This window comes from Xenorhabdus szentirmaii DSM 16338, from assembly GCF_002632585.1.
Taxonomy (GTDB): Bacteria; Pseudomonadota; Gammaproteobacteria; order Enterobacterales; family Enterobacteriaceae; genus Xenorhabdus; species Xenorhabdus szentirmaii.
Genome location: NZ_NIBV01000001.1, coordinates 1,233,007 through 1,257,197, shown reverse-complemented (window position 1 = coordinate 1,257,197; position 24,191 = coordinate 1,233,007). Strand labels below are relative to the sequence as shown.

The 24,191-nt window shown below is 44.5% G+C and carries 23 protein-coding genes; 12 read left to right on the top strand and 11 right to left on the bottom strand.

Annotated features, from left to right (window positions below; translation table 11 throughout):
• Window positions 1–269 precede the first annotated feature (269 nt).
• Both murQ and murP read left to right on the top strand, forming a co-directional pair.
• Entirely contained in the window at window positions 270–1,175 is a 906-nt protein-coding gene (gene murQ / locus Xsze_RS05810) for an N-acetylmuramic acid 6-phosphate etherase (RefSeq protein WP_038238854.1), read from the top strand.
• A 26-nt stretch (window positions 1,176–1,201) separates the two neighbouring features.
• Window positions 1,202–2,650 carry a PTS N-acetylmuramic acid transporter subunit IIBC gene (gene murP / locus Xsze_RS05805; RefSeq protein ID WP_038238856.1) on the top strand — a complete coding sequence of 483 codons (1,449 nt, stop codon included), beginning with the start codon at window positions 1,202–1,204 and terminating at the stop codon, window positions 2,648–2,650.
• 18 nt (window positions 2,651–2,668) lie between these two features.
• On the opposite strand, the gene Xsze_RS05800 is transcribed toward murP, so the two are convergent.
• Window positions 2,669–3,274: a LysE family translocator gene (locus Xsze_RS05800; protein WP_038238858.1), complete on the bottom strand. Its 606-nt coding sequence runs from the start codon at window positions 3,272–3,274 to the stop codon at window positions 2,669–2,671.
• Window positions 3,275–3,374: 100 nt separating this feature from the next.
• Between Xsze_RS05800 and Xsze_RS05795 the strand changes: the two genes are divergently transcribed.
• The 4 genes from Xsze_RS05795 (at window position 3,375) to crp (ending at window position 6,659) form a co-directional block, all read left to right on the top strand.
• Window positions 3,375–4,406, top strand: coding sequence for a hydrolase (locus tag Xsze_RS05795; protein ID WP_051462410.1), 1,032 nt, complete (start codon window positions 3,375–3,377; stop codon window positions 4,404–4,406).
• A 61-nt stretch (window positions 4,407–4,467) separates the two neighbouring features.
• On the top strand, window positions 4,468–4,686 hold the full coding sequence (locus Xsze_RS05790) for a YheU family protein (protein ID WP_038238861.1): 219 nt from the start codon (window positions 4,468–4,470) through the stop codon (window positions 4,684–4,686).
• A gap of 79 nt (window positions 4,687–4,765) precedes the next feature.
• Window positions 4,766–5,635 carry a phosphoribulokinase gene (locus Xsze_RS05785; protein ID WP_038238863.1) on the top strand — a complete coding sequence of 290 codons (870 nt, stop codon included), beginning with the start codon at window positions 4,766–4,768 and terminating at the stop codon, window positions 5,633–5,635.
• 391 nt (window positions 5,636–6,026) lie between these two features.
• On the top strand, window positions 6,027–6,659 hold the full coding sequence (crp, locus tag Xsze_RS05780; RefSeq protein WP_038238865.1) for a cAMP-activated global transcriptional regulator CRP: 633 nt from the start codon (window positions 6,027–6,029) through the stop codon (window positions 6,657–6,659).
• 304 nt (window positions 6,660–6,963) lie between these two features.
• On the opposite strand, the gene Xsze_RS05775 is transcribed toward crp, so the two are convergent.
• The 3 genes from Xsze_RS05775 to Xsze_RS05765 all read right to left on the bottom strand — a co-directional run bounded on the left by Xsze_RS05775 (window position 6,964) and on the right by Xsze_RS05765 (window position 9,787).
• Complete coding sequence (locus Xsze_RS05775) at window positions 6,964–7,539, bottom strand: aminodeoxychorismate synthase component II (protein WP_038238867.1); 576 nt, start codon at window positions 7,537–7,539, stop codon at window positions 6,964–6,966.
• A gap of 462 nt (window positions 7,540–8,001) precedes the next feature.
• Entirely contained in the window at window positions 8,002–8,568 is a 567-nt protein-coding gene (ppiA, locus tag Xsze_RS05770; RefSeq protein ID WP_038238920.1) for a peptidylprolyl isomerase A, read from the bottom strand.
• Window positions 8,569–8,827: 259 nt separating this feature from the next.
• A complete protein-coding gene (locus Xsze_RS05765) occupies window positions 8,828–9,787 on the bottom strand; it encodes an AEC family transporter (RefSeq protein WP_038238869.1) in 960 nt (319 codons plus the stop codon).
• 182 nt (window positions 9,788–9,969) lie between these two features.
• Here Xsze_RS05765 and Xsze_RS05760 point away from each other — a divergent pair, with 182 nt between their 5' ends.
• A complete protein-coding gene (locus tag Xsze_RS05760) occupies window positions 9,970–10,863 on the top strand; it encodes a LysR family transcriptional regulator (RefSeq protein ID WP_038238871.1) in 894 nt (297 codons plus the stop codon).
• 129 nt (window positions 10,864–10,992) lie between these two features.
• On the top strand, window positions 10,993–11,622 hold the full coding sequence (yihA, locus tag Xsze_RS05755) for a ribosome biogenesis GTP-binding protein YihA/YsxC (RefSeq protein WP_038238873.1): 630 nt from the start codon (window positions 10,993–10,995) through the stop codon (window positions 11,620–11,622).
• Between the two features lie 53 nt (window positions 11,623–11,675).
• Here yihA and spfP read toward each other — a convergent pair whose 3' ends face one another.
• The 5 genes from spfP to Xsze_RS05735 form a co-directional block, all read right to left on the bottom strand.
• Window positions 11,676–11,723: a small protein SpfP gene (gene spfP / locus Xsze_RS23465; RefSeq protein ID WP_438361642.1), complete on the bottom strand. Its 48-nt coding sequence runs from the start codon at window positions 11,721–11,723 to the stop codon at window positions 11,676–11,678.
• Between the two features lie 429 nt (window positions 11,724–12,152).
• Window positions 12,153–14,945 (bottom strand): DNA polymerase I, encoded by a 2,793-nt coding sequence (gene polA / locus Xsze_RS05750; RefSeq protein ID WP_038238874.1) that lies wholly within the window; start codon window positions 14,943–14,945, stop codon window positions 12,153–12,155.
• 441 nt (window positions 14,946–15,386) lie between these two features.
• A complete protein-coding gene (dsbA, locus tag Xsze_RS05745; RefSeq protein ID WP_038238877.1) occupies window positions 15,387–16,010 on the bottom strand; it encodes a thiol:disulfide interchange protein DsbA in 624 nt (207 codons plus the stop codon).
• 17 nt (window positions 16,011–16,027) lie between these two features.
• Complete coding sequence (locus tag Xsze_RS05740; RefSeq protein WP_038238879.1) at window positions 16,028–17,032, bottom strand: serine/threonine protein kinase; 1,005 nt, start codon at window positions 17,030–17,032, stop codon at window positions 16,028–16,030.
• Between the two features lie 18 nt (window positions 17,033–17,050).
• Entirely contained in the window at window positions 17,051–17,320 is a 270-nt protein-coding gene (locus tag Xsze_RS05735; protein ID WP_038238882.1) for a YihD family protein, read from the bottom strand.
• Between the two features lie 315 nt (window positions 17,321–17,635).
• On the opposite strand from Xsze_RS05735, the gene mobA reads away from it, so the two are divergent.
• From mobA to Xsze_RS05710, 4 genes are all read left to right on the top strand, one after another.
• Window positions 17,636–18,238, top strand: a complete 603-nt coding sequence (gene mobA, locus Xsze_RS05730) for a molybdenum cofactor guanylyltransferase MobA (RefSeq protein ID WP_038238885.1) — start codon at window positions 17,636–17,638, stop codon at window positions 18,236–18,238.
• A complete protein-coding gene (gene mobB / locus Xsze_RS05725) occupies window positions 18,235–18,798 on the top strand; it encodes a molybdopterin-guanine dinucleotide biosynthesis protein MobB (RefSeq protein ID WP_051462411.1) in 564 nt (187 codons plus the stop codon). The genes mobA and mobB overlap by 4 nt, the downstream gene beginning before the upstream one ends.
• Window positions 18,799–19,306: 508 nt before the next feature.
• A complete protein-coding gene (locus Xsze_RS05715; RefSeq protein WP_038238890.1) occupies window positions 19,307–20,692 on the top strand; it encodes a pyridoxal phosphate-dependent decarboxylase family protein in 1,386 nt (461 codons plus the stop codon).
• 506 nt (window positions 20,693–21,198) lie between these two features.
• Complete coding sequence (locus Xsze_RS05710) at window positions 21,199–22,626, top strand: pyridoxal phosphate-dependent decarboxylase family protein (protein ID WP_051462412.1); 1,428 nt, start codon at window positions 21,199–21,201, stop codon at window positions 22,624–22,626.
• Between the two features lie 68 nt (window positions 22,627–22,694).
• Here the strand turns inward: Xsze_RS05710 and lsrG are convergent, their stop codons facing one another.
• A complete protein-coding gene (gene lsrG, locus Xsze_RS05705; RefSeq protein WP_038238892.1) occupies window positions 22,695–22,994 on the bottom strand; it encodes a (4S)-4-hydroxy-5-phosphonooxypentane-2,3-dione isomerase in 300 nt (99 codons plus the stop codon).
• Between the two features lies 1 nt (window position 22,995).
• Window positions 22,996–23,883 (bottom strand): 3-hydroxy-5-phosphonooxypentane-2,4-dione thiolase, encoded by an 888-nt coding sequence (gene lsrF, locus Xsze_RS05700; RefSeq protein WP_038238894.1) that lies wholly within the window; start codon window positions 23,881–23,883, stop codon window positions 22,996–22,998.
• Window positions 23,884–24,191 lie beyond the last annotated feature (308 nt).

Sequence of the window (24,191 nt, the reverse complement as noted above, 5' to 3'; positions counted from 1 at the left end):
GTGAGACAAGCATAATAAAAAATATAAAAAGAATAATTTTCATCACATAAAGCCATTAAGAATTTTCTATTTTATTATTAACCAAAATGGCTCCTATCTCTGCATTCATAAATCCCGGAGATAGAATATTTCAATCTCTCTGTTTATTGGGCTGAAAATAAAAACCATTTGTCAGCATTTAAACCTACACAAAATTGAATCCATTGATATATTTTATAACCAGCATACATAATTGATTTATTGACTTCCCATAACATACGGCAAAAATGATGAGCATAAACTTAAGTAACATGGTGACGGAAAGTCGCAATCCCGCCAGCGCCAGCATTGATCAATTATCAACATTGGATATGCTGCAAGTGATCAATGCCGAAGATAAAAAAGTCGCTGTTGCTGTTGAAAAAACCATCCCATACATTGCAAAGCTCGTTGATAAAGTGGCTGAGGCATTTCAGCAGGGTGGGCGTTTAATTTATAGCGGAGCGGGAACATCCGGGCGTTTAGGTATTCTGGATGCCAGCGAATGCCCTCCCACGTATGGCACAAAACCAGAACAAGTGATCGGTTTAATTGCCGGTGGACATCAGGCAATACTAAAAGCGGTCGAAAATGCAGAAGATAATCGGGAATTAGGCGCAGACGATCTTAAGAGACTACACTTTAATCAGCAGGATGTTCTGGTGGGGATCGCCGCCAGTGGCCGGACGCCCTACGTTTTAGGGGCAATGGAATATGCAAAATCAGTTGGCGCTACCGTAGCCGGCATCAGTTGTAATCCAGTCAGCCCGATGACGCAATTGGCAGATATCGCTATCACGCCCATGGTAGGGCCAGAAGTCATGACGGGCTCTTCCCGCATGAAAGCAGGAACAGCACAGAAACTGGTCTTGAATATGATCACAACCGGCGCCATGATCCGCATTGGCAAGGTATACAGCAACTTAATGGTGGACGTGGAAGCCACTAACGCCAAATTAATTGAACGTCAGAAAAATATTGTTATGGCCGCGACTGAATGCAACAGGGAAACCGCAGAAAAAGCCCTGAACGCCTGTGGGGGTCATTGCAAAACGGCAATCGTGATGATTTTATCGGATATCAGCGCCGAAGAAGCCAAAATGTTATTAGAAGAGCATCAAGGGTTTATCCGGCCGGCTATCGCAAAAGACCGATAATCATTACCTCTTTGAAGGGGTTATCAGTGGCTAAGATCAGTCAGGAAATGTTGGTTGAAATGCTCAGTGCCATTGGCGGGGCAAATAACGTGACACACTGCGGTAATTGCATAACTCGCCTTCGGTTAACGTTGGCTGATCATTTACTTGTCGATCAAGCAAGGTTGAAAAAAATGCCGGGGGTGTTAGGTGTCATAGAAAGTGACGATCAACTCCAGATTGTCCTTGGCCCAGGTATAGCCCAGACAGCTGCGGATATGATGAAAGCGCGATTAAACGGGCCAGAGCCAGCTGCCACTGAACCCCATTCTGATAACCTGAAAGAGGCGGCAGCTTCTCTCAAAACACAGTTAAAAGCAAAACAAACGAGCTCAGTTCATCAGTTTCTCACTAAATTTGCCACCATATTCACCCCCCTTATTCCCGGATTCATCGCGGTTGGCCTATTATTGGGCTTCGCTACCCTGCTGGAGCAGATTTTTGTCCAAGGTACGGTAAATCCCAACACCATTCTGGTCGAGATGATCGGCTATATGAAAATTTTCAGTAAGGGCATGTTTAGCTTTTTAAGCATCCTGATTGGTCACAACGCACAAAAAGCATTTGGGGGATCAGGGGTTAATGGTGCGATCATCGCATCTTTATTTGTACTGGGTTATAACGCCGAAGCCACCAGCGGGTTCTATTCCGGCATCAATGATTTCTTTGGATTCGCCATCGATCCCCGGGGCAATATTATTGGTGTTCTCATTGCTTGTATCCTTGGTGCATGGGTGGAAAAACAAGTCCGAAAAATCATGCCATCCAACCTTGATATGATCCTGACTTCTGTCATAACTCTGCTTATCATGGGTGCCGTTGCGTTCATCATCATTATGCCCATCGGAAGTTATTTATTTACCGCAATGTCGTGGCTGTTCATAAACTTAAATGGCAACCCGTTCGGTACCGCCATTCTGGCGGGATTGTTTTTAATCGCGGTGATGTTTGGTGTGCACCAAGGCCTTATTCCCGTCTATTTTGCCTTGATGGATGCACAAGGCTTCAATTCTTTATTCCCCATTCTCGCCATGGGTGGCGCGGGCCAGGTCGGCGCTGCACTGGCGTTATATGTAAAAGCTAAAAAAGATTCCCTGCTGCGTACTCAAATCAAAGGTGCCATTATTCCGGGTTTTCTGGGAATAGGGGAACCCTTGATTTATGGTGTCACCCTGCCTCGCGTAAAACCTTTTGTCACCGCCTGCCTTGGTGGCGCAATGGGCGGTTTTTTTATCGGATTGGTTGCTTGGTGGGGCCTGCCGATTGGTTTAAACAGCATTTTCGGCCCCGCCGGTTTGGTCGCCTTACCGCTGATGACGTCCAACAGCGGTATTTTTACGGCCATGGCCGTATACGGTGCCGGATTGATCGTCGCTTACCTTTCTGGTTTTGTGCTGACATTACTCTTTGGAAGTAAAAATATTGATCTGGAGTGATTTAATAATGATGTCCCTTTAGTTAATCCAAATTAAGGGGACACATGCCGCAGTCAAAACGCCCATGACAATATTAAAAATGAACCATGAATTCCGTTTTTTTAATAAGCGGCCAATCAGCGAACCGAGCATTAGCCAAATTGTGCCGGCAATGACACTGGAGATTAACATCACAATGCCAATAGCTAATATTGAATAGTTATATAATGCTCCTGGCAGACTATAACTGCCGACAGCCCCCAAGCCCATTAACCATGTTTTGGGGTTCAAAAACTGCAATAACCAGCCTTGGTGTATTTTCATCGGCGCTCTTGCTGACCGTCCGGTATCCAATTGCTTATAATGAGAAGTCCCCGTTTTCCACGCCAGCCATAACAAATATAAGCTACCGAGTATTCTCAAACCGGTATGCATTGCAGGATAGATCATTAACAGTGCAGCAACACCGAATGCTGACAGCACTAAAATTGTCTGCATTCCCAAAATGATCCCCACGCAAAGTGCCATAGAACGACGAATACCAAAATTAGCACCTGATGATGTCAATAGCAGATTATTTGGGCCCGGAGTGACAGCGGAAATAAAAATAAACAGACTAAGTGAAAATATTAAAGTTACAGTCATGGGTAGATTTTCCTCACCCTAGTGGCCAACATTTCCTTTCGAGAAAAATAACAGTATGTTATTCCACATACAAGATAACCAATCATGAAATCAATTCATTATGAGCAAGCATTTTTCCCCCTTAAATGGCGCAAGTAATCCACATCTGCAAACACTTTTACCCCGCCTGCTCCGGCGGCATCCTAAACTGCAACCTTATTGGCAACGACTCAATTTACCCGACGACGATTTTGTGGATTTGGCGTGGAGTGAAGATCCCGCAACCGCATCCCACAAACCACGGTTAGTCATTTTTCATGGACTGGAAGGTGGATTTAACAGCCCTTATGCCCACGGCCTTATCAGCGCATGTAAAGAAAAAGGCTGGCTGGGTGTCGTAATGCATTTTCGCGGATGCAGCGGTGAACCAAACCGCCAACAACGTATTTACCATTCCGGAGAAACCAGCGATGCACGTTATTTTCTGGACTGGTTAACCTCAACTTATGGCAATGTACCGACTGCTGCTGTGGGTTATTCCCTTGGCGGAAATATGCTGGCATGTTATCTGGCGGAAGAACGAGAAAACGCCCGATTGGATGCTGCGGTTATCGTCTCGGCACCCTTTATGCTCGAAGCCTGCTCCAAGCGGATAGAACAAGGATTCTCTCAGGTGTATCAACATTATTTACTCAGCAAGCTGAAAAATAATGCCACCCGCAAGTTACTGCATTATCCCAATTCTCTGCCTTTAAGCCTTGCCCAGCTCAATTCAATGAAAAAATTGCGGGAGTTTGATAACGCCATCACGGCAAAAATCCACGGTTTTAAAGATGCAGATGACTATTATCGTCAATGCAGTGCATTACCTCACCTGCCCAATATCACTAAGCCTTTGTTGATCATCCACGCAAAAGATGATCCTTTTATGGCGCCGGAAGTCATTCCTGAGTTGGCACTGTTACCGCCTAATATTGAATATCAGCTAACAGAACATGGCGGCCATGTCGGTTTTGTCGGAGGTTCGCTGAAAAAACCAGAAATGTGGCTGGAGAAGCGCATTCCCGGTTGGTTAACGCCTTATCTGGAACATTCATCGACCAAAAAATTATCTTCAGTGCCACCGTTATCACATACAATCGTTCCGACATAATCGTTCTGACATACTCGTTCTCATATAATGCATTTTCACCTAATGATCAGGAGCAATCACAATGATGATCCCGTGGCAGCAATTGGAAGCCGACACCCTTTACAACTTGATAGAAAGCTTTGTCTTGCGGGAAGGCACTGATTATGGAGAACAAGAAAAAACACTTGAACAAAAAGTACAGGATGTTAAACGCCAACTTGAACGGGGTGAGGTTCTGCTGGTATGGTCTGAATTACATGAAACGGTCAATATTGTGCCTAAGGAAATGTTCCGGCCATAAAATCTGATTTGTTTTCGTTATCCAAAATAACTGATTAAGCGATAAACAATCCCATATTTCATTGATAAGGAGTCTGTTAATGTCTGCCAAACATCCTGTTATTGCAATTACTGGTTCCAGCGGAGCAGGTACTACCACCACAAGTGTCGCTTTTCGCAAAATTTTCCAGCAATTGGGGGCTACTGCTGCGCTTATTGAAGGGGATAGTTTCCATCGTTATACCCGCCCTGAAATGGATGCCGAGATCCGCAAAGCCAAAGAACAAGGGAGACACATCAGTTATTTCGGGCCGGAAGCCAATGATTTTAACATGCTGGAAAAAACGTTTTCTGATTATGGCCAAATAGGCAATGGCCACTGCCGGAAATACCTCCATACCTATGATGAGGCTGTGCCCTATAACCAAGTTCCGGGCACCTTCACTCCCTGGGAGCCTTTGCCGTCAAACACGGATATTCTGTTTTATGAAGGGCTGCATGGTGGGGTTGTCACGCCACAACACAATGTTGCCAGCCATGTGGATTTATTGGTGGGCGTCGTTCCGATAGTCAATCTGGAATGGATACAGAAGTTGATCCGTGATACCAGTGAACGCGGGCACTCCAGAGAAGCGGTTATGGATTCGGTGGTACGTTCTATGGATGACTATATCCGCTATATCACACCACAATTCTCACGTACTCACATCAACTTCCAACGCGTTCCCACGGTCGATACATCCAATCCTTTTTCCGCCAAAGCCATCCCTTCCCTGGATGAAAGTTTCATCGTCATCCGCTTCCGTGGCCTGACCCAAATTGATTTTCCCTATTTACTGGCAATGCTTCAGGGCTCATTTATTTCCAGCATAAATACTATCGTCGTCCCGGGTGGAAAAATGGGACTCGCCATGGAATTAATTATGGCTCCCCTTGTTAAACAATTATTGGCAGGCAAAAAAATTTCATAAATTAAGCCTGAGTTAACTTTTAATTTAATATAGGTAACAAAAAAATATTACTATCTATTTTTATTTAATCGGGTGATTCGTATCATAATAAAACCGACCCATTAGATGGATTTATGGTAATCTGGCAACCTGTTTAACATGCTGAAGCGATACAGGGGAAGACAGAAACGTTTTCCTGTGTTACAAACAAGGTTACAAACGAGATAGGCAAGGTAAATAGTATAAGAATATGCATCAGCACCTCGTTATTCTTATCATCTATATAAAATTCTCGCTTGTCAGTTTTTCAGCAAGTTAATATGTTAATCTATTAACTTTGTAAAGCCAGCCTGAAGAGAAACTTCCTGTTTCTCAAATCATAAGGCAGAAATAACAACAGAGGATAAAGCGAATGGTTCTCGGCAAGCCACAAACAGACCCTACTCTTGAATGGTTTTTGTCACACTGCCATATTCACAAATATCCATCCAAGAGCACACTCATTCATCAAGGCGAGAAAGCAGAAACGCTTTACTACATTGTTAAAGGCTCAGTTGCTGTTTTAATAAAAGATGAAGAAGGCAAAGAAATGATCCTCTCTTATTTAAATCAGGGGGATTTCATTGGTGAGCTTGGATTGTTTGAAGAAGGGCAAGAACGCACGGCATGGGTGCGAGCGAAAAGTGCTTGTGAAGTGGCTGAAATTTCCTACAAGAAATTTCGCCAGCTCATTCAGGTTAACCCAGATATTCTGATGCGTTTATCTGCTCAGATGGCAGTTCGCCTGCAAACCACTTCCGAGAAAGTGGGGAACTTAGCCTTTCTGGATGTCACAGGCCGCATAGCCCAAACACTACTCAATCTCGCTAAACAGCCTGATGCAATGACTCACCCTGATGGGATGCAGATTAAAATCACACGTCAGGAAATTGGGCAGATTGTCGGTTGTTCCCGCGAAACAGTTGGTCGTATTTTGAAGATGCTGGAAGATCAAAACTTGATCTCTGCACATGGCAAAACCATTGTCGTTTATGGAACACGTTAGTTCCTGAAGAAACTGAAATTAAGCCAGTGTTGTCATTGATGCCCCACACTGGCTTTTTTGTTGCCTCACCCCATTCCCCTTTGCGGCTTGCGATATGCCAGAATACTGCATTTCGGGATTTTAAGGGAATGGGTAATATAATCCGATTGTGACTATCCCGATTTATTGCCATTTTCTCTGTTATTCCCCCACCTTGTTTTTATATTTGCTATATCAAAGTGAAATAATAATCACCAAATATGAATAAAACACTAAATCAAAGCAAATAAAAAAAGCCGAGTGAGGGATTATCAATAGTCTCTGATTAATATTTGAGAAAATTGTTTAACAGCTCGTGCCCCTGTTCACTCAAGATACTTTCCGGATGGAACTGCACACCTTCCAGCGGCAAAGTACGGTGACGTATCCCCATGATTTCATCGACATCGCCATTGCGCTGACTCCACGCAGTCACTTCAAACGATGCGGGGAGCGTTTCAGCGGCAATAACCAGAGAGTGATACCGAGTGACGGTCAACGGGTGATCCAACCCCTTGAATACACCTTGCTGGCTATGGTGAAGCAGGCTGGTCTTTCCATGCATAACCTCACGGGCTTTAACCACGCTGGCCCCAAAAGCCTGGCCTATCGCCTGATGCCCCAAACACACACCCAGGATCGGCAACTTACCAGCAAAATACGAAATGGCTTCCAGTGAAATCCCAGCTTCATCAGGAGTACAAGGCCCCGGCGAAATCACTAAATGTGTGGGCGCCAACTTTTCAATATCTTCAAGTTGAAGCTCATCATTACGCTTGACTAAAACCTCTGTCCCTAATTCGCAAAAATATTGATATAAATTGAATGTAAAAGAATCGTAGTTATCTATTATTAATAACATAGGAGTATATCCTACTGATTTTTATAGTATTACACCCATCACCTTTCAAGTTGCTGCTTTATTGGCTTCACACGCCCCAGCCTTATCACTCTCTGTGCTTCCTATGCTTCAGGGGATGAATGAAAAACGCTTGTCTCTCGCGAAGGCCAGCCTTTGGCTGGGCAAATTCGTTCCCTGACCAGCGTGCTGCATCTTGAAATTCATTGGGTATATAAGTTGTCCTACCCCATTGAGGTATTCTGTATTACAGTAAAATCAGGTAAATCAGTATCAACAGGGGAACTCATCATACCACAGAAGCATTTTTAAAATAGGGGCGGGCGGAGAGAAGAGAAGAGGCCAAAGGCAGCCAGAAGTACTCAAATAACTCATTCTGATTATTCAAATACTTCCTTCAATGCCTTTTATTTTTCAGGCCATGAATCGGCTGGCTACGTCAAATCAATGATCGGAATGCGCCAATTAAGGCTCAACTTTGGCCGACAAGATCATAACTGGCTGCACGGGGACATTTTGGTACGGACCCACATTTTCTGTTTTGACCTGAGAAATTTTATCAACGATATCCATGCCTTTTACCACTTTCCCAAAGACAGCATAGCCATAATCACGCTGATAGTGGTCCAAAAACGCATTATCAGTCACATTGATAAAAAACTGGCTGGTTGCACTGTCTTTATCTGCGGTACGCGCCATGGCGATCGTGCCACGAAGATTACGTAACCCGTTATCGGCTTCATTCTTGATTGGGGCTTTGGTTGTTTTTTGCTTCATGTCTTTTGTGAAGCCCCCTCCCTGGATCATAAAGCCGGGAATAACACGGTGAAAAATGGTGTTGTCATAAAATCCCTCATTGACATATTCAACGAAATTCTTGGTGCTGATCGGTGCCTTGTCACCATCCAACAGCAGTTCGATTTCTCCGGCTGACGTGACAAGCTTCACGTGGGTTTCGGCAGCCAATGCTGGAACAGCTATCGCCCCGATAGCACATGCAGTCATAAACGACACAAGAATACGTTTAAACATTGATGGTTCCTTTATTTTTTTGAGGTCAATTATAAGATTCATAACAACAAAACCCATTAAGTGTAATTCTCAATAGGGATAACTTCCAAAGATTTACCTACATTTACGGGTACTTTCGATAAATAGCAGTAAATTCCCGCAATCGAGATTTTAGATTCTCATATTTTTAATAAAAGTTATTTTAGGAATAAGCTTAAAAATGATGCTTTGTCTACATCAGAAATAGACTGATATCCTATTATCTGACTCAGTAAGGAGATTAAATAGGAAATAATGGCAAAATAATAGGCATGGTGACCAAAGCAATAATCAGGGAAGCAATAATGGACAGAGAAATAACTTCCTGTTTGAAGCCATACTGATTGGCAAAAACATATACCCCGGCACCGATAGGTTGTGCAGCCATGACAATGGCAACTATCAGCCAAATATTATCCCATTGCTGCATCCCGAATAAGTAATAAGCCGCGATAAAGGTCACCAGTGGCTGTATACCCAGTTTGAGCAATAACATCGGGATCACCAGTTTTAACGTTTCGCCATGAATATGTTCGGTGACTTTGAGCCGAGACAGTCCCAATCCCAGCGCAAACAACGCTGTTGGGCCAGCGGCACTGCCAAGAAAACCCGCAAACGACTGTAGAAATTCCGGAACAGGAATACCAAGCCCGACAAAGAGCAACCCCACCATCACCGAAACAGTCAGCGGATTAGTCATTGTGGTTTTCAATGCCTTGCCCAGACTTTGACTAACCGATATCTTGCCACTCGTTTGACGCATAGAAAAAATGTCATAAGTAATGATAACCGCCATGATGGCCGGAACATTATGCAAAATAGTGGCAACGGCGGCAGGAAGAGCAGCGGATTCCCCATAGACAGAAATCAGGATCGGGACTCCCATATATCCGGTTGTACCGAAACAGGCCCCTATACTTAAAATCGATGATTGAGGAAGGTCAATCTTCATCATTTTCGCGATTAACGTTCCCAGAACATATGTAACACCAATACCAATCAGAGTGGCATAGATAAATCCCCACTGTTTCAGCTCGCTCGTATCTGCCCGGGCAATGGCGAGAAACAATAAAGCGGGCAGTGCAATATAAAGAACGTAGTCATTGATTAACTTATCAGACTGCCCACTTTCGGGACGCAATCGCCCAAAAACATACCCGACCAATATAACCAAAAATACTGGCGCTACAATCATTGTCATATGAGAGATCTTATAGAAAATTTTATGTGGAGTTATGCAAATTCCCTGGTGGATTCGCCTTAATATAGTTATTAAAAAACGGCTAACTCATAAATGATATTGAAGTAATTATTTAATTTTGTTAAATAAATAATTTCTTTCTTATCATTGAATTTATCAATGATGGCAGCAAGGGAGACTCTATGAACTTGGATATTCGAACCAATCGTTTTGATGGTCGGGGGATCACACTTGAACAATTACGTGCATTTGTATCCGTTGCCAAACATAGCGGGTTTGCTAAAGCAGGTGAAGAATTGGGACGTACGCAATCAACACTGAGTCTTAGCATCAAACGCCTTGAGGAAGTGATTGGTTGCCGGCTCATCGACCGACGTCCGGGTTATATTGTCGGTTTGACTGATGAGGGAAAGCAGCTGTTACCTGCGGCAAAAGATATTCTTTTTCGCATGACCCAAGCGCTTCAGTCCGTGAAAAAACACTATCTGAGAGGCAACATAAGGCTTGGCATTCCCAATGATTTCAACATTGAAAACCTGCATGAAATCATCTCCCAATTTTTGGCCAAACATCCTGAACTAAAGATAGAAATTGCAGCCGCCTCCTCTCCGGTACTTTCTTCCCTGCTGGAAGAGCAGCAACTGGATATAGCCATTATCAAGGAAATGGCGGGGCAGCCGAACAATACCCACAATAAAAAAGTTCTGTCCATTGAACAATTGTATTGGGTGGCCTCAAAACCAGAATATTTCAACAACATTGAAGAAATTCCACTGGTTACCTTTCCCGAGGGCTATGCTATTCGCGAATGTGCCATAACCGGGCTGGAACATGTCGACAAGCCCTATTTTTTTTCCTACGTCAGTGCCTCATTGGAAAACATAAAAAGTGCAGTGAAGCATAATTTTGGGATTACATTATTGCCCTATAATGAACTGTCCGGTGACCTGTATGTATTATCTACTGAACATGACATTCCCAGCCTGCCAGATATTCAGATTGCCTTGCATGTGGTGGCTCACGGTGAACTCTATACCCGGTTTGCTGACCATCTTCATTATTCGTTATCCGAATAAATTACCTGAATAAATGGCACTATTAATGTTACTTAGATGCAGGAATAAAGTTACGCCTGTCCACAAGCCATTGCTCCCGGTATAATCACCCCGCTATTTTTTTGTGTATTCCTCTGGGAGATAACCATTTTGACCATCAAAAACTACAACTATCACATGACCCATTTTGTCACGAGTGCACCTGACATTCGCCACCTGCCTCAGGATGTGGGCATTGAGGTCGCGTTTGCCGGTCGGTCAAATGCGGGTAAATCCAGCGCCCTGAATGCACTGACTCGCCAAAAGAGCCTTGCGCGTACCAGTAAAACCCCCGGGCGTACCCAATTAATTAACTTGTTCGAAGTGGAAGACGGTATTCGTCTGGTGGATTTGCCGGGTTATGGTTATGCAGAAGTCCCGGAAGAGATGAAGCGTAAATGGCAGAAAGCCTTGGGGGAATATCTCCAGAAGCGCGAATGTCTATTAGGCTTGGTGGTTCTGATGGATATCCGTCATCCGCTGAAAGATCTCGATATGCAAATGATTGAATGGGCCGTTGTGATGCAAGTTCCTGTCATGGTTTTGCTGACCAAAGCGGATAAGCTGGCATCGGGTGCCCGCAAGAGCCAGTTGGCTAAAGTCCGTCAGGAACTGGCCTCTCTGGATGGGGATGTTCAGATCGAATACTTCTCGGCCCTGAAAAAAATCGGCATTGATAAACTCGAACAGAAACTTGACCTTTGGTTCAACCAACCTGCCATTGAAATTGAATCTGAGTAAATCGGGCATAAAAAAACGCCCCAGTCAAAAGAAATGACTGGGGCAGCTAATATTCAGCTAAATCCGATTACGTGAAGTAAAAGGTCTGAAAGATAGAACATCTTACCTCTGTACCCTACGCCGACAACTCTACCCTATTCTTCTCATCAAAAAAAGACTTTTTTGTAATTAATTTTCACTCATTGTCTCGAGTCAGCTTCTATTATTTAACCAAATCAGATTAAATCATCATCTTTTATGTAGTTTAATTACATATTTGTGAGATCTAGATCTAGTCTTAAACCTAACCTAAATTGTTATGGTAAGCCTCTTCACGATACGATAAACGTACATGCAGATCATTAATCAATCAGCTATTTCATAAAAATCATTCAATATAATTTACCCACCAGCGTGCAAGTTGCCGTATTGTTGACTGAAAATCCATCGGGCATAAAACTCAGCCTGAAAAAATCACAGATAAAAAAAGAGCCGCATGCCTGCGACTCCTGAATTTATTCCACAGATCCTGAAATTAGCACCATACGGGCTTAATGGGCCTGATCCCAATTATCACCTGTCCCCACATCCACTTTCAGCGGTACATCAAGCTCCATGCTTTGTTCCATCAATGCCCTGATTTTCTGCTCTGCCACCTCCAGCTCCGATTTGTGCACTTCAAACACCAATTCATCGTGAACCTGCATGATCATGCGTACATTCGGCTGTTCATTGACAATCCAATCATCCACCGCAATCATGGCTAACTTGATGATATCCGCCGCAGTCCCCTGCATCGGGGCATTGATGGCCTCACGTTCGGCCGCTTTACGGCGCATGGCATTGCGTGACTTGATATCTGGCAGGTACAGGCGACGGCCTTTCAATGTTTCAACAAAACCGTTCTCCGCCGTTTCCTGACGGGTACGTTCCATATACGCCCAAACGCCCGGATAACGTTCGAAATAGAGATCCATATAGCGCTGTGCTTCACCACGAGGAATGCCTAACTGACGGGACAGACCAAACGCGCTCATGCCATAAATCAGGCCAAAGTTAATCGCCTTGGCGCTGCGGCGCTGTTCGCTGGTAACCTGTTCCAATGGCACCCCAAAGACTTCCGCTGCTGTCGCGCGGTGGATATCCTTGCCCTGTGCAAATGCATCCAACAATCCTTTATCCTGTGATAAATGCGCCATAATCCGCAATTCAATCTGCGAATAGTCTGCCGCCATAATGAGATAATCTTCCGGGGCAATAAATGCCTGACGGATACGCCGCCCTTCCTCATTGCGGACAGGGATATTTTGCAGGTTCGGATCGCGGGAAGAGAGGCGCCCCGTCGCGGTTACCGCCTGATGGTATGAAGTATGGACACGATTTGTCAGCGGATTCACCATCTGGGGCAATTTGTCGGTATAGGTGGATTTTAATTTTGCCAAACCACGGTGTTCTAAAATGACGCGGGGTAATTCATGTTGTTCAGCCAGCTCTTCCAGCACTTCTTCATTCGTTGATGGCGCACCGTTCGGTGTTTTTTTCAGCACAGGCAATTTCATCTTTTCAAACAAAATAACTTGTAACTGTTTTGGTGAAGCCAGATTAAATTCTTCACCCGCCAGTGCATAGGCGGATTTTTCCAGCTCCTCCAGGCGGGCAGTGATTTCCCGTGAATGTTCCGCCAGCGTCGGAGCATCAATCAATACTCCCGTGCGCTCAATGCGGGAAAGCACAGGCACTAACGGCATTTCGATTTCCTGGAAAACCTGTTGCAGCGTCGGCACTTTTTCTAACTGTGGATACATGGCCTGATGCAACCGCAAAGTGACATCCGCATCCTCAGCCGCATATTTTGATGCTTCTTCCAACGGGATTTGATTGAAAGTCAGCTGTTTCTTGCCCTTTCCTGCGATTTCTTCAAACGTCGTGGTTTTATAACCAAGATGACGTTCCGCCAGACTATCCATGTCATGCCGCCCTACCACGCTGTTCAAAACATATGACTCAAGCATGGTATCAAAGCCGATGCCATTTAAAGCAATGCCATGACGTTCCAGGACCCCACGATCAAATTTCAAGTTCTGACCAATTTTAGGCAGGCTGGCATCTTCCAACAATGGCTTGAGTGCCGGGAGAACCTCCCTCAAATCCAGCTGTTGCGGTGCATCCAGATAATCATGCCCTAATGGCAGATAAGCGGCCTCAACCTCTGATTCACCAATGGCAATAGCAAAAGACATTCCCACCAGATTAGCCGTCAACGTATCCAGGCCATCAGTTTCGGTATCAAAAGAAAATGCAGGGGCCTGTTTTAGTTTTTCAATCCACTCATCAAGGGATTGACGATCAAGGATCGTTTGATAGCGGTCCGGTGAAATATTGACTGCCGTAGGAGCAACGGCTGCGGAGTCTGATTTTGTGCTGGTATTTGCGGGTTTTTGACCATTCCCGTCCAGCCATGTGCCATTCTGTACGTCGTTGATCCAGCGTTTGAACTCATAATGGCTGAACAGCGCCAATAATTCATCCGCATCAGGTGGTGAAACAGACAGCTCCAGACAGGTCATATCCAGCTCAACATCCGTCTTAATCGTCGCTAATTTATATGAAAGATAAGCAACTTCTTTATGTTGCTCCATTTTCCCGCCCAGCGTTTTGGCGCCACGGAAACTGAGGGTAGCAATGTCATCAAGTCTCGCATAAATTTCATCCAGCCCACCAAGGCCTTGCAACAATCCTAATGCTGTTTTCTCCCCAACGCCGGGAACGCCGGGAATATTGTCAGAAGAATCCCCCATCAGAGCGAGAAAATCGACGATCAGTTCAGGTGGGATACCATACTTTTCCGTCACGCCCTCAGGCCCCAGAATAGTATTGGTCATGGTATTAATCAGCGTAATATTCGGGGTAACCAGCTGAGCCATATCCTTATCCCCGGTGCTGATAAGCACAGAACGGCCTTCTTTTTCAGCCTGCAATGCCAATGTTCCTATCACATCATCAGCTTCAACGCCTGAAATGACCAAGATGGGCAATCCCATTGCCTTAACCATTTTGTGCAATGGCTCGATCTGCGCACGTAAATCATCCGGCATCGGTGGCCGGTGAGATTTATATTCAGCAAACAGCTCATCACGGAACGTTTTGCCCTTGGCATCAAATACAACCGCCACATGGCTGGGTTTATACTGCATGATTAAACTACGCAGCATGTTCAGTACACCATACATGGCGCCTGTCGGTTCTCCTGCACTGTTCGTCAAGGGAGGAAACGCATGGTACGCACGATAAAGGTATGAAGAGCCATCAACCAAAATCAAGGGATTGTCTGCTATCTGTGCCATAAAATCTTCTTAGTCGTTCGGTGAGATAAATAAAGAATAGAATGCCATACTGTGCCGATATAGACGAATTTTGCGAGAATTTTCTCGGACTGGCTTGCATCTTATGACAAATATTCTGATGAATGTTCTGTGGATAACTTTGTGCACAAAAAATTGGCACATAAAACAGATTTATGTTTCTCACCCTAAAGAGTGAATAAGTGAGGGGAAAAATCAATGAATTACGAGAAACATTAAGAAAATATTGCAATTACTTAAAAATCACTGACTTGTGGATATTACCGGAGTTTATATTATGAAAGGCGCTTTTCAGCAAGTATTGTGCCAGCTTTATCGTGACCGGCCCGATGCCTGTATTATTTTATGTTAATACCATGGTTCTTATTTCCGTGGCTGTCATGAACATGATGACAGCCACGGCGCCCTGCATCATTATCCGGCTTATTTTTTATTGACCAGATAATTCACCACGTCAGAGAATTTCTTACCATATTCCAGCGCAGAATTCGCATCAATTCCACTATTGTTAATCAGATATTTTCCATTAACAAAAACCGCCGGAACACCACGTAATTCCAAATTTTGAGCAGCCTGACGCTCTTTAGCTGCAATCGATTGAACAATAAAGCTGTTCAATGCTGCATCATAATCCTCTCCAGAAACACCGGCTTTGATAAACGCTTTGCGAATATCATCCTTGCTGCTGATAGTACGGCTTTTCTGAATGCCCTCAAACAAGATAGGAGTGACTTTATCTTCAATCTTCATCACGATGGCAACCGCCCAGGCATCAGTCAATTCTTTGCCTAAAGGCCCTAAAAAATCAACATGATAACGTTCACTATCCACACCTTTCGGCAGGTTTTTCTCAATGGTAGCAGGCACGTGATAAATATTTTCAAACTGATAACAATGCGGGCAATAAAAAGAGAAAAACTCTAAAACCTGTGGTTGGCCCGCAACCGGTTTTTTTAATTCAATATACTGTTTCCCTTCAGAAAAACCCGCAGCAGACACATTAAATGCCATCAACGCGCCTACCAAAGCCAGCCAAAATTTTTTCATCATGGTCTCCAAGAAAGTTAATACATCGGACTGAGTTGTAAAGGAGGTTCCTGTAACAGCCGAATCTGTTCAGAAAAAAGGCCTATTTGCTTAAACCAAAAATCACTGTCGGCCATCCATGGAAATACTTTCGGAAAAGCAGGATCTTGCCAGCGACGGGCGACCCAGGCCAAATAATAGACCATTCGCATCGCACGCAGTGGTTCAATCAAAGCCAAAGTTTTTGGATCAAAATCCATAAACTGATTATAGGACTCCAGCAAGATATCCAATTGAATCAGGCGTTCTTGCCGCGAGCCATTCAATAACATCCACAAATCCTGCACAGCAGGGCCATTTCGGGCGTCATCGAGATCAACAAACCAGGCTTCATCACGCCACAAAATATTACCAGCATGGCAATCACCATGAAGCCTCAGAGCTTGCCAACTATTATGCCCATTATGCCCATTCCATTGTTCTGCCACTGCCTTGTTCAATTCCTCCAGCACAGCCAGAAAAGCGGCTTTATGCTTAGCGGGAATGAGCTCACATTCTGCCAGACACTGATAGGGCTGATATAAATATTCATCCAAACTAAGCGTCGGACGGTCAGAGAATGTTTTTTTGCGGCCAATCTGATGCATTTTGCCCAGCAACTGCCCGACATTTTCCAACTGATCAAAATTGTCAGATTCGTACTGGCGTCCCCCAATGCTTGGGAAAATAGCGAAAAAGAACCCGCCATGATTGAGTACTGTTTGCCCGTCAAACATCAGTGGCGCCGCAACCGGCAAATCGGCCTGCTTCAATTCGTGCGCAAAATCGTGTTCTTCTTGGATCTGCTGCTGGCTCCAGCGCAAGGGACGATAGAATTTCACGACATAACGCTTACGATCTTCATCCATGAACTGATAAACACGATTTTCGTAACTGTTCAGTTCAGTCAGACCAGAATCAATATACAGCCCGGACTGCACCAATGCATCCATGATTAAATCAGGTGTAATATTCTGGAAATTAAACGCCTTCGGTTCTGTCACAACTTCATTCTCTCTCTATCAATCTTTAATAATACCCCGGGCACGCAGCAATGCGGTTTTAAAATCTTCTTCAAAATCTTTTTTCAGACCGGGGATTTCTTCATGACTGTCCGAACCGCGCATTTTCAGGTGATAGATCAGGATATCATCCGTTAATTCAGACAACGCCCCTTTGAAGCCCGCTTCATCAGCCAGCTTTTGCAGGAGTTCCAGTAAATTTAAATCCGGCTCATTCTCCCATACCGGATGTAAAAGTTCGATGACTTCATTCAGACGCTGACACTTCATTTTATATTCCTTTTGACATCTTCCCGCCCTACAGAAAGGTTTCACGGCGCATTGAATTTTTACGGTGCATTGATTTTTTACGGTCATTGAATAAATGGCCCTGACACGTTAGCAAGGTTAACGACATTGAGAAAGAGTTAGTCTGTCAATCCGTGCAAAGGTTATACTCATTCTTCAAATCTGCATCGTTGTATATTGATTTCCAATGGTTATGTACCCAATAAACCTCAGCGCACAGCCGGCAAAGCTGCCAGTTGAAAGAGGAAGGGTATGATATTCAATAAAATTTCCTTGCCCAATATCAGGTGATTTGACATGACGCATACAAAAATCAGTGGCGCAATTCTGGCAGGCGGCCTATCCACTCGGATGAGGGGAAATGACAAAGGATTGATACATTTTGATGGCTCCCCTTTGTACCAACATATCGCTGCCAAATTGCAACCACAGGTTCATGAATTGTTAATCAACGCTAATCGCAATCTGGAAGTTTATCAGCAAAGTGGTTATCCCATTATACCCGATATCATTACCGACTTTTCCGGGCCGCTGGCCGGCATGCTGTCGGTTCTCAAAAAAGCCATCAACGAATGGGTCATATTCGTTCCCTGCGATGTACCTGATTTCCCTGACGATCTCGTGGCAAAGCTGTGGCAGTACAAACAGCATGCCTGGGCGGTTTATGCCCATGACTGCGAACGCGCCCATCCGACATTAACCCTGATGCACCGTAGCCTGATCCCCCGGCTGGAGAGCTATCTCGCACTGGGCGAAAGAAAACTCATGTTTTTTATGCAGATGATTAAAGCAAAAGCCGTCTATTTTCCTGATCCCAAAGCCTTCACCAATTTAAATACACCAGAAGAATGCCATCACTGGGAATACCAACACTGGGACAATTTTCAGGAATCAGCATGAATTACCACACTAACGACATCCCCTTGCCCATACTGGGTATCACCGCTCATAGCGGAACAGGGAAAACGACGCTATTGAAACAGCTCATTCCCTTATTGCGCCAGCAGCATAATATCCGCATTGGTCTAATCAAACATACACACCACAATATAGATGTTGATACGCCGGGCAAAGACAGTTATGAGCTGCGCAAAGCAGGGGCAGCCCAAACGTTGGTTGCCAGCCAGAAACGCTGGGCGCTGATGACCGAAACACCTGAATTGCCGGAACTGGATCTGCAATATCTCGCCAGCCAATTCGATAAAGAGTCATTGGATCTGATACTGGTTGAGGGGTTCAAACAAGAGCCGATCCCCAAAATCGCCTTGTATCGGAATGGGTTGGGGCAGGCCGTAGATGATATTCTCGATCCCTATGTGATTGCCATTGCCAGCGATATCACGTTATCAACCTCCCATCTTCAACTTGATATTAATCAACCCGGGCAAATCGCCATTTTTATCGCTGAGTGGTTATATACCCAATGGATTTCAAGTTGCATCGCGGCGGCAAGAGAGTGACAAATTCGTCGGGAACGAATTTGCTCAGCCAAAGGCTGGCCAAAGGTCGAGAGGCAGGAGCCTCTCATTAATCCCCGGGAGCATAGATAACCGTCTATTTATAAAAACGGTGACTGGGGTGAATGAACGCAGCCAACAAAGAGGCAACTTAAAAGACGAAGGGTATACCAACAAAAAACAATATAGCAGGATATTCATCATGATAACGCGGTGGGATGTCGGCAATAATAATGGCAATAATGGCAACATAAAAAATTATTCTCTGATATCAGGCGGATTAATTTAAGCACTCTCCATGTGCCTTTCCCAAACAAATATTCCAAATGTCACCTCCCCGACAATGGCAATTAACCCGCCACAAAAGGAAAAACCCTATTTTAAAGGTTGTTCAATCCAACGGATTGAATTCTATGATACAAATCATGCTTGCCAGCGCTACAACCAAGAAGCCAAAAAAGCCATCTATGGATGGCATAAAAAATAAAACAACAATGATGAGGACCTCACAATGAAAGATCCCCTCCGTGATATTTCACTGTCCGCAGTTAAAGTTGCCAGCGAAATCGCATATGACTATGTCAGCAACATCAGAAACCAGCGGGTATTTCCTGATGCCAATGCATTATCGGATTTAAAACATTTCGACAAACCGCTTCCCCAACACGGAAATGACAGCCAGCAAATACTCAAACAACTCCACACATACGGCTCACCCGCAACAGTCGCCACAACAGGAGGGCGATATTTTGGCCTGGTTGTCGGTGGTTCAACCCCCACCTCGCTGGGAGCTAACATCATCACCAGCGCTTGGGATCAGACTGCATTGATGGAGTCATCTTCACCGGTCGCCCATCAATTGGAAAAAATTGCAGGGCGCTGGGTGTTGGAGCTTCTGAAGTTGCCGTCAGATGCGTTTGTCGGCTTTGTGACGGGGACAACGATGGCCCATGTCAGCGCCTTGTCTGCTGCACGAAATTACCTGTACCAAAAACAAGGTTATGATATTGCCGAAAAAGGGTTGCACTCTGCACCGGAATTGCACGTTGTTTTGCCTGAAGAGGCCCATATTACCGTGTTGAAAGCGTTAAAATTACTCGGTTTCGGGCGTTCACAATTCACCTTTGTGCCATGCGATAGGCAGGGGCGGATTATTGAAAGTGCTGTTCCGGAACTTTCAGATAACACCATCCTGGTGTTACAGGCGGGTAATGTTAACTCTGGCAGCTCAGATAATTTCAGCAGTCTCATTCCCAAAGCCAAAAAAGCAGGAAGTTGGGTACATATCGATGGTGCTTTCGGTCTTTGGGCACGGGCCTCAAAGGAAAAATCTGCACTGGTCGAAGGGGCTGAAGCCGCGGATTCCTGGTCTGTGGATGCCCACAAATGGCTGAATACACCATATGACTGTGGTATGTGCATCGTTCGCCATCCGCAATCACTGAGAGAAGTGATGACCACTTCAGCCGCTTATGTAGAGACTCAGGATAAATGGCAGGCAAAAGATATGTTGCCGGAATTCTCCCGCCGGGCCAGAGCGGTTGAGGTTTGGGCAGCAATTTCGGAACTCGGGGTCCAAGGCATTGAAGATTTAATTGAACGTTGTTGCTTATACGCCCGAATGCTGGCAGAAGGATTGGAGTCTCTGGGTTTCAATATCCTCAATGATGTTGTTCTGAATCAAGTTGTGGCTTGTTTGCCTGATCTTGACTTGCAGCGCGCAATGCTGAAAGCCGTTCAGCAATCGGGGGAATGCTGGTTTGGTCAAACAACATGGCAGGGTCAGGAAGCGATTCGCCTGAGCGTCAGCTCTTGGGCAACCACTGAAGCTGACATTCAGCGCAGCCTGCTGGCAATAGCTTCTGCCATTAATGAAGTTAAAAAACAGATAATTTAAAAAGTTATCTCTTTTATTAAGGATAGGCGTTAATTAATTAACGGCATTTATCCAAAAAAAATAAAATGCCCTGACAATCATATCAAGGGCATTATTTAACACCTGAAGCATATAATGAAAAAATTACACATATAATTAAATTTATATTACCCAATATTATTTCAAAAGCGCTAAAGTCACCGCGTTAGAGAACACTGAAATAAAACCTTATACAGCGCCACTGAAAACCTCATGCTTAATGAAAGCATCCAAAAAAATCACACCCATTACAATACTACCAACAATTAATCTAACGATAATTTAGATTACAATGCAAAAAATACAAAACGAATGTAACGTTAAATTACATAGTAAATTAAGGTTATGTTTTTAATAACTCAGACAATAAAAATCACATTCTCTTATTTAAGGACAAAAGTAACACTCAATTTCTGTTGCCTGAACAGGCAGGAAATATGAAAAATAACAACTTTAAAAATTAAAAAAATATCATTGGAATAAACAGCATGAAAAATTCTATTCGTGAAGCTTCTCTATCCGCCGTTAAAACTGCCGCTGAGATTGCATACAGCTATGTCAGTGAAGTAAGAAACCAACGGGTATTTCCCGATAGTGAAGCCTTATCAGCAATGAAAAATCTTGACGGGCCGTTACCCAGACACGGAACCGATTGCCAGCAAGTACTTGAACGGCTCCATACATACGGTTCACCTGCAACTGTCGCCACTACCGGAGGGCGCTATTTTGGTTTAGTGATAGGAGGATCAACGCCGGCCTCTTTGGGGGCAAATATCGTGAGCAGTGCTTGGGATCAAGTTGCTGTGACAGAATTATCTTCCCCCATCTCCGATCAACTGGAAAAAACGGCAGGACGTTGGATTTTGGAACTTTTAAAGTTACCACCGGAAGCCTTCATTGGCTTTGTGACAGGGACAACAATGGCCCATGTCAGCGCTCTGGCTGCTGCACGGCAATACCTATATAAAAAACAAGGTTATGATGTCACAGAGTACGGTTTACAAAATGCCCCGGAATTAAAAGTTGTCTTATCCAGCGAGATTCACATTTCTGTTTTTAAGGCTTTGAAATTACTTGGATTTGGCCGCTCACAATTCATATCTGTGCCATGCGATCATCAAGGGCGGATTATTGAAAGTGCCATTCCTGAATTGTCAGACAATATGATCCTGATTTTACAAGCGGGAAATATTAACTCTGGTCATTCAGATAATTTCAGTACACTCATTCCGCAAGCCAAAAAAGCAGGCAGTTGGGTTCATGTGGATGGCGCTTTTGGGCTTTGGGCCAGGGCATCCACAGAAAAAGCCCATTTAGTCAAAGGTGTTGAAGGCGCTGATTCCTGGTCTGTAGATGCCCATAAGTGGCTGAATACGCCATACGACTGCGGTATGTGCATCGTCCGCCATAAACAATCCCTGAAAGAAGTCATGCGATCGTCATCGTCTTATCTTGAAACCCAAGATGAATGGCAAACAAAAGACATGCTACCCGAGCTTTCCCGCAGAGCCAGATCCATTCCGGTATGGGCGGCCATTTCAGAACTGGGTTCGCAGGGCATCGAGGCATTGATTGAGCGTTGCTGTTTATACGCAGAAATGCTGGCAGATGGGTTAAAATCACTCGGCTTTGACATCCTGAATGAGGTTGTCATCAATCAGGTTGTTGCTTGTTTGCCGGATACCGACTTGCAGCGCGCTATGCTGAAAGCCGTTCAGCAATCAGGGGAATGCTGGTTTGGTCAAACAATCTGGCAAGGGAAAGAGGCCATCAGGTTCAGTGTCAACTCTTGGGCAACAACAGAAGAGGATATCCAGCGCTGCTTGCAGGCAATCGCCACGGCGATTGAAGATTTAAAACAACACGCGGTTTTAACGCAACCCCTCCACCGACACAATCACCATTCTTTAAAATGACGTTGCCAGAACACAAACGCCCTGACAGCAATATCAAGGGCGTTTATTCGCATTTCAAACAACGGCGACTATTTCCCTTCCGGCATTAAACCAATAAAAGTCGTTTTTTTCCGTGGGCCTGTCATCAGCATTTCTAATTTTTCGACACAACGCAGGTAGTGCGGTGTTTTCTTATGTGCCGCAACGGCGGCTTCATCAATATATGCTTCATAGATATAGAAACGGGTCGGAATAATGTCATCACGCAACACATCGAATCTCAAATTTCCCGGTTCCTGAACCGAACCGAGGTGATTATCCCTGAATACTTCAATAAATTCGTCAATCTTGTCAGCCATGACATTAATTTCAACTAGCGTAACATGCATGTTATTCTCCTCTTAGAGCCTTTTCCGTCCGGAACAATTCATAGGCCTGAGAAGGCTTCTCATTTTGATGTACCACAGCCTGTACTGCTTTTAGCATCGCAACCGGAGATTCGGACTGGAAGATATTGCGCCCCATATCGACCCCTGATGCCCCCTGATCAATCGCCTGATAGCACATTTCAAGCGCTTCCAGCTCCGGCAGCTTTTTGCCGCCCGCGATCACAATCGGTACAGGGCAACCCGCCGCAATCCGCTCAAAACCCGAATCGACATAGTAAGTTTTGATAATGTTTGCCCCCATTTCCGCTGCAATGCGCGTTGCCAGCGAGAAATAACGTTGATCACGGGCCATATCTTTACCAACACCTGTCACTGCCATTGTCGGCATGCCATAACGCATCCCCTGATCCACCAGCTTAATAATGTTCTTGATGGATTGATGCTCATGCTCTGAACCAATGTAAACCTGCGCCGCAACCGCACAAACATTGAGCCGGAGGGCATCTTCCATCGCTACCGCGACAGCTTCATTAGAAAGTTCAGTCAGAATTGAGTTGGCACCGGAGGCACGCAGGACGACAGGCTTATTGGTTGCAGGGGGAACCTGACTGCGCAAAATACCGCGGGTACACATCAGCACATCAGTATGTTCAAACAGCGGGGCAATATTAATATCAATACGCTCTAATCCCGTTGTTGGCCCCTGAAAATAACCGTGGTCAAACGCCAGCATGACCGTTTTATTGGTGGCGGGATTAAAAATCCGGGACAAGCGGGATTGCATTCCCCAATCCAGTGCACCACAGCCTTTCAGAGAAAATAACGTATTCTTTTGCGGTGTATCAATGCCAAAATCTTTACCATCTTTGATATCATCTAAATCTGCCATTTCTCCCTCCAGAAAGGTGTCAGAATCAGGCCACACATCAGCCCTACGAATCAGAAATTACCTTGGTCAAAAATCATATTGGTGAATATTGTCTTTGGTGAACGCCACCCGCCCCTGCATGACAATCATGCCATGCCTGTTCCAACACCAACCCAGAAGCTTGTGTTTCTGATACCGATGCCAAACGTGAACATTTATTTATACAAAAAACATTTGCTCAAAACTCTAATTCAAAACATCAGTGTTTTTTAATGTTTTGATCACAATTTGTGAAAATATAAGCAACCATGTAAAAACATGTTCAAATT